This window comes from uncultured Gemmiger sp., assembly GCF_934561205.1.
Taxonomy (GTDB): Bacteria; Bacillota; Clostridia; order Oscillospirales; family Ruminococcaceae; genus Gemmiger.
On sequence record NZ_CAKTFU010000029.1, the window covers coordinates 1 to 5688 of the forward strand.

Annotated in this window: 8 protein-coding genes; 3 read left to right on the plus strand and 5 right to left on the minus strand. The window is 58.6% G+C overall.

Going from position 1 to position 5688, the window contains the following annotated elements:
• The coding region (locus Q0I19_RS11390) for a hypothetical protein (protein WP_294761608.1) at nucleotides 1–462 on the plus strand (462 nt) is incomplete at its 5' end.
• Between the two features lies 1 nt (nucleotide 463).
• Here Q0I19_RS11390 and Q0I19_RS11395 read toward each other — a convergent pair.
• The 5 genes from Q0I19_RS11395 to Q0I19_RS11415 all read right to left on the minus strand — a co-directional run bounded on the left by Q0I19_RS11395 (nucleotide 464) and on the right by Q0I19_RS11415 (nucleotide 3975).
• Nucleotides 464–1186 (minus strand): sigma-70 family RNA polymerase sigma factor, encoded by a 723-nt coding sequence (locus Q0I19_RS11395; protein WP_294761610.1) that lies wholly within the window; start codon nucleotides 1184–1186, stop codon nucleotides 464–466.
• Between the two features lie 17 nt (nucleotides 1187–1203).
• Complete coding sequence (spoIIAB, locus tag Q0I19_RS11400; RefSeq protein WP_294761613.1) at nucleotides 1204–1650, minus strand: anti-sigma F factor; 447 nt, start codon at nucleotides 1648–1650, stop codon at nucleotides 1204–1206.
• 11 nt (nucleotides 1651–1661) lie between these two features.
• Nucleotides 1662–1958, minus strand: a complete 297-nt coding sequence (locus Q0I19_RS11405) for an anti-sigma factor antagonist (RefSeq protein WP_294761615.1) — start codon at nucleotides 1956–1958, stop codon at nucleotides 1662–1664.
• Between the two features lie 101 nt (nucleotides 1959–2059).
• Complete coding sequence (locus Q0I19_RS11410; protein ID WP_294761617.1) at nucleotides 2060–3358, minus strand: folylpolyglutamate synthase/dihydrofolate synthase family protein; 1299 nt, start codon at nucleotides 3356–3358, stop codon at nucleotides 2060–2062.
• Entirely contained in the window at nucleotides 3355–3975 is a 621-nt protein-coding gene (locus tag Q0I19_RS11415; protein WP_294761620.1) for a VanZ family protein, read from the minus strand. The genes Q0I19_RS11410 and Q0I19_RS11415 overlap by 4 nt, the downstream gene beginning before the upstream one ends.
• A gap of 131 nt (nucleotides 3976–4106) precedes the next feature.
• Here Q0I19_RS11415 and Q0I19_RS11420 point away from each other — a divergent pair, with 131 nt between their 5' ends.
• Together Q0I19_RS11420 and Q0I19_RS11425 are read left to right on the plus strand one after the other, a co-directional pair.
• The gene (locus tag Q0I19_RS11420) at nucleotides 4107–4448 is read left to right on the plus strand and encodes an ArsC/Spx/MgsR family protein (RefSeq protein WP_294761623.1); all 342 of its coding nucleotides are present in this window, start codon (nucleotides 4107–4109) and stop codon (nucleotides 4446–4448) included.
• Nucleotides 4449–4853: 405 nt separating this feature from the next.
• Nucleotides 4854–5688: class I tRNA ligase family protein (locus Q0I19_RS11425; RefSeq protein ID WP_296023796.1), on the plus strand; the 835-nt coding region annotated here is incomplete at its 3' end.

Here is a 5688-nt window from a genome sequence, read left to right on the forward strand (position 1 = left end):
ACGTGGGTTTCCAAACCCACGATCAAGGTTCCACAAGTTTCAGTTTTGTTCAATTTTCAAGGTCCTGCTGTGCTGTCAGCTCTCGTTGACAGCTTATTTATTATACAACATCAGGTTCCGTTTGTCAAGAACTTTTTTGAAGTTTTTTCGGATTTTTTGGAAGTTTTTCAACCCCGCAAAACCCGCACAAGCTGTTGTTATGGGCTTTTCAGCGGCCGTCCCTCGCGGGACAGCTTGACTATATTACCACAGGTTGTCGTACTTTGTCAACAGGTTTTTTCAAAATTTTTGAAATTTCCCCAAAAGCTGCATGGCACAGTCGATTTCTGCGATGAACGTATGATACACCAATTCGGTAGGCTTTGTCAAGAGAAGTCATACAACTTTGGTATCCCGCACAATGCGGACAAAGCAAAAGCGTACAATTTGACGAAGGTACGCCTCAAATTGTACGCTGTGTAAACTATTTCGGCTGCGGTGTTTTTACGTTTTGTAAACAAGGTACTGCTTCGCCCAGCAGCTGCATACGCATCCAGGTCAGAATTTTGCGCTCCCGCCGGGAAATCTGCACCTGCGTCGTGCCAAGTCGGCGGGCGGTTTCGCTTTGGGTTCGTTCGGCAAAATAGCGCAGCCGTATCAGGTCCCTGTCCTCCGGCGGCAGCTTGTCCAGCACCTCTCGCAGGCTGATCTGCTCGGACAAAACCTCCTCCGGTGAATCCACCGGCACATCCCATTCCCGCAGGCCGTCCTCACTGTCTGTCGGGGTCAGCGACAGGGTGGGCAGTGAGGCACGGATCGCCAGTGCGATCTGCTCCGGCGTGGTGTCCAGCGCCTGTGCCAGTTCCCCCACCGTCGGCTCGCAACCGGTCTGTTTGAGACACTGTTCGCGCCGCGCATTGATCCTCAGCCCCAGTTCCTTAACGGATCGGCTGACCTTGACCGTCCCGCCGTTGCGGAACAGCTTTTTGATTTCGCCCAGGATCACAGGCACCGCGTAGGTGGAAAAGCAGACCCCGCGCGACCAGTCAAACCCGTCATAGGCTTTTACCAATCCCAGGCAGGCCGCCGCGTACAGCTCGTCGTATTCCATGCCCCGATTTTTGAACCGCCCCGCGCAGGCATGTGCCAGCCCCAAGTTGTTTTGGATAAATTCCTCCCGCGGCAATGCCCTGCCCTGTGCTGACATAGCGACCCTCCTTTATATTATGTAGAGGGTCGGGGACGGGTGTCCAACTTTTTGGTCATCGTGACGCGGGTGCCGCGCCCCGGCGTGGAGGACACCCGCACCTTATCCATAAAATTCTGCATGACGGCAAAGCCCAGACCCGCGCGTTCCTCGGGGTCGCCTGTCGTATACAGCGGCTGCATGGCTTGCTGCACATCGGGGATACCCACCCCGCGGTCTGTCACTGTGATGCGCACAACGCCGCCCTCATACAAAGCCGCCGTCAAGGTGATGGTGCCGATACAGGACGGGTAGGCGTGGACGATACAGTTGGTCACGGCCTCCGACACAGCGGTTTTCAGGTCGGCAAGCTGGGGCACGGTTGGGTCCAGCTGCACCAGGAACGCCGCAACCGCCGCACGGGCAAAGCCCTCGTTGACGGAACGGCCGGCAAAGGTGATTTTTACCTGATTGAGCATTTTCATAGTGTTACTCCTTAGGCGTAGGCAATGCGGGCCAGATCCAGCATACGGCGTATAGCCGCCGGCGGGTTTTGCACGGTCAGACGCCCGCCCAGTGCCCGAATATGCCGCCCGCGCCCCAGAATCAGCCCCACGCCGGAGGAATCCATAAAGGTCACGCCGGAAAAATCCAGCGTCAGCAATTCAGGCAGACGGTCGTCCACCTGCGCGTCGATTTCATTGCGCAGCGTCTGCGCGGCGTGGTGGTCGATCTCGCCGCTTAAATACGCCGCCAGTGTGCCGCTGCCCGGCACAAAGCACACCCTTGCCATAGTTGTCCCCTTTTACCATATTCAATATATAAAAGAAAAAGCCTGTACCTTTACGATACAGACTTTCGGGTGCATATTTTGTTGCAATGAGGCTGCGCGGATTATTTTTCTGCCTCTTTAAGCAGCCACGGGCGTGCTTCCGCCGCCAGATACAGCGAGCCGCAGACCACCACGCCGGCAAGGTTGTGTTCCTCGGCGTAATCAACCGCCTTGCGCAGGGCGGCGGGTACGCTGCCGACTGCTTCGGCATCGGTGTAAAAGCGGGCTTCTTTTTGCAGTTCCTCGGCGGGCAGGGCGCGCGGGCAGTTGGGGGTGACGGTGTACAGCTTGGCAAAGCAGGGCGCCAGCTCGGACAGCATGGTGTCGTGGTCTTTGTCCTTGAGCACACCGACCACGCCGACCAGATTTTCTTCAAACTCGGCGGCTTTCAGGGTATCGGCCAGCGCCTGTACGCCGTCCGGGTTGTGGCAGCCGTCCAGCAAAAGCAGCGGATAGCGGCGCAGGACTTCAATGCGGGCAGGCATACGCGCCTGCGCCAGGCCCTGCAAAATGGCCTCGTCGGGGATATCGTAGCCGAAATCCCGCCAGAGGGTAAGAGCAATCTCCACCGCCATGGCCGCATGGTCAGCCTGATGCGCACCCGGCATGGCCAGCGTGACATCGTAGCCGCCGTAGTTGATGCGGTTTTGCAGCCGCTTGCCCTTGATGCACACAAGGTCCGCCATGTCGGGGGTGATAATACTGGTGTGAGCCTCGGCGGCTGCGGTCAGAATGGGGCCCATGGCCTCGGCGGGCTGTTCGGGGTAGCAGACAACGCTGCAGCCCTCGGTGATGATACCCGCTTTCTGGGCGGCGATCTCCGCCAAAGTATCGCCCAGCAGCTCGGTGTGATCCTTGCCGATCTTTGTGATGGCGGCCACCAGCTTGTCGGACACGGCGTTGGTGGCGTCGTACTTGCCGCCAAGACCCGTTTCCAGCACGACGATGTCGCACTTTTCGCGGGCAAACCACAAAAGGGCCAGCGCGGTGACGGCCTCGAACTGTACGGGCGGCTCATCACCCTCGGCACGGATAGCGTCAACAGCCGCGAGAACCTTTTGCGCCAGCGAGGTCAGCGTGCGGGCGGGGATCATTTCGCCGTCGATCTGAAAACGTTCGCGGAAATCCACCACATAGGGGCTGACGGTCAGGCCGGTCTTGTATCCGGCGGCAGTCAAAATGGCGGACGTCATGGCCGCCAGACTTCCCTTGCCGTTGGTGCCCGCAATATGTACGCAGGGCAGGTCTTTTTCGGGGTTGCCCAGATGGGCCAGCAGATTGTGCATACGCGCAAGGCCCGGTTTGCCCGCCCCCAAACGGGGCAGGGCCTGCAGTGCTTCGATGGCCTGTTGTGTGGTCATTGCGGTTCCTCCTCATGTTGTGTGGGTTCTTCCTGTTGGGCGCGGTGGGCGGCGCGGCGCGCCAGGCGCGTATGTTCGCGCTCGCGTTCGGCCAGCAACAGGCGGTCGCGCTCGGCCCGCAGGGCACGGTTTTCTTTTTTGACGGCGGCATAGGCGGCCACCACGCGCACGATAAGCAACAGCAGCAGCGCCACCAGCAGCCCCGCCAGAACACCGGCGGTGTCGATCCAGACATCGCGCACCGAGGACGAGCGCCCCGGCACGAACATCTGAATGGTTTCATCGGTCAATGCCGTGAGGACGCCGCCCAGAATCGGCCAGCTCATGTGCCGCACAAAGTGGCGGGTGTAGACCCGCAGGCAGAGCATAAGCCAGAAACCTTCCAGCAGAAACTCGCTGAAATGCGCGAGCTTGCGGATGATAAACTGGCTGAGCGGGCCAAGGTTCACCTTGGCGAGCATACCGTTGATGAGCTTCATGACCTGATAGCTGCGGTCGGACGAAACCGCCGCCACTTCCAGGGAATTGCGAAAGATGAATACGATGCTGCCGATCAGAGCCGCCGTAAAAAGGATGCGGAATACGATCAGCAGCGGACTTGTTTTCTGTGTTTCCATAATACTCCTTTATATATCACCCTAAACCCATATTATAGCACAGTAACGCCGCCGGGGCAAGCACTTGCCGACCGCCGGGGGCGATGGTATAATAAAATTTATACCTATATACAGAAACGAGGCAGCCCCCTATGAATATACAGATTTTCGGCACAAACAAGAGCTTTGACACCAAAAAGGCGCAGCGCTGGTTCAAGGAGCGCCGGATCCGCTTTCAGATGGTAGATTTGAAGGAAAAAGGCTTGAGCCGAGGCGAGTTTGACAACGTCTGCCGCGCCGTGGGCGGCTGGGACAAGCTGGTGGACCCTGCCGCCAAAGACAAGGACACACTGGCACTCTTGCAATGGCTGGACGAAAGCCAGCAAGCCGATAAGCTGTTTGAAAACCAGCAGCTTTTGCGCCAGCCCATTGTGCGCAACGGCAGGCAAGCCACCGTGGGGTATTGCCCCGACGTGTGGGAAAACTGGGCGTAAGGTGCGCAAACCACCGTCCCACCTGCCTGTGCGGAATTTTTTTCGGCGTCCTGTCTATTGCCCTTGACTTTTCTTGGCTTGTGTTGTACATTATAAGGTACAAATGCAATGCGAAAGAGTGTTTGCGGAAGGTGCCTTTGCAGCAAGCCGGGGAGGATGCAAGCCCGGTAAGGCGCGCCGTGGGCTGTCACTTTCAAGCAGGCGGGGTGAACTGCAGTAGCCGCGCCCGGGTTTGCCGCCGTTATCCGGGCAGGCGGGCTGTCTGGCCTGCCGCAAAGCGGCCCGTAAGGGCAACTTGGGTGGTACCGCGACTTAGATTTTCTGAGCCGTCCCATGATTTTCTCATGGGGCGGCTTTTCTTTTTACGCAAAGCGCCCCGCACAAACCAAAGGAGGTTTATTCCAAATGCCGAAAGAACTCGCCAAACAGTATGCCCCGCAGGGCACCGAGGACCGCATCTACCAGAACTGGTGCGACAAGGGGTATTTCCATACCCAGATCGACCGCAGCAAAAAGCCCTTTACCATCGTGATGCCCCCGCCGAACGTTACCGGTCAGCTGCATATGGGTCACGCCATGGACGAAACCTGGCAGGATATCCTGACCCGCTACAAGCGTATGCAGGGCTATGCCGCCCTGTGGGTGCCCGGCACCGACCATGCTTCCATTGCCACCGAGGCGAAGGTCGTTGCCAAAATGCGCGAGGAGGGCCTGACCAAAGAGATGGTCGGCCGCGACGGCTTTTTGGAGCGCGCCTGGGACTGGAAGAACACCTACGGCAACCGCATTGTCAGCCAGCTGAAAAAGCTGGGCTGCTCCTGCGACTGGCAGCGCGAGCGCTTTACCATGGACGAGGGCTGCTCTGACGCGGTGAAGGACGTTTTTGTGCGCCTGTACAACGAGGGGCTGATCTACCGTGGCAACCGCATGGTCAACTGGTGCCCCCACTGCAACACCTCCATCTCCGACGCCGAGGTCGAGTACGAGAGCAAGGACGGCAGCTTCTGGCACCTGCTGTATCAGGTCAAGGAAACCGGCGAATATCTGGAGCTGGCCACCACCCGCCCCGAAACCATGCTGGGCGATACCGCCGTTGCCATCAACGAGGCGGACCCCCGCTATGCCCACCTGCACGGCTGCCATGTCATTCTGCCGCTGATCGGCCGCGAGATCCCCATCGTCTGCGACGAGCACGCCGACATGGAAAAGGGCACCGGCGTTGTGAAGATCACCCCCGCCC

Excerpts from the sequence above, each read along its gene's own strand:
- Q0I19_RS11420 (WP_294761623.1), top strand. The coding sequence starts at position 4,107 with ATGAATATACAGATTTTCGGCACAAACAAGAGCTTTGACACCAAAAAG.
- Q0I19_RS11410 (WP_294761617.1), bottom strand. The coding sequence starts at position 3,358 with ATGACCACACAACAGGCCATCGAAGCACTGCAGGCCCTGCCCCGTTTG.
- Q0I19_RS11395 (WP_294761610.1), bottom strand. The coding sequence starts at position 1,186 with ATGTCAGCACAGGGCAGGGCATTGCCGCGGGAGGAATTTATCCAAAAC.
- spoIIAB (WP_294761613.1), bottom strand. The coding sequence starts at position 1,650 with ATGAAAATGCTCAATCAGGTAAAAATCACCTTTGCCGGCCGTTCCGTC.
- Q0I19_RS11405 (WP_294761615.1), bottom strand. The coding sequence starts at position 1,958 with ATGGCAAGGGTGTGCTTTGTGCCGGGCAGCGGCACACTGGCGGCGTAT.
- Q0I19_RS11415 (WP_294761620.1), bottom strand. The coding sequence starts at position 3,975 with ATGGAAACACAGAAAACAAGTCCGCTGCTGATCGTATTCCGCATCCTT.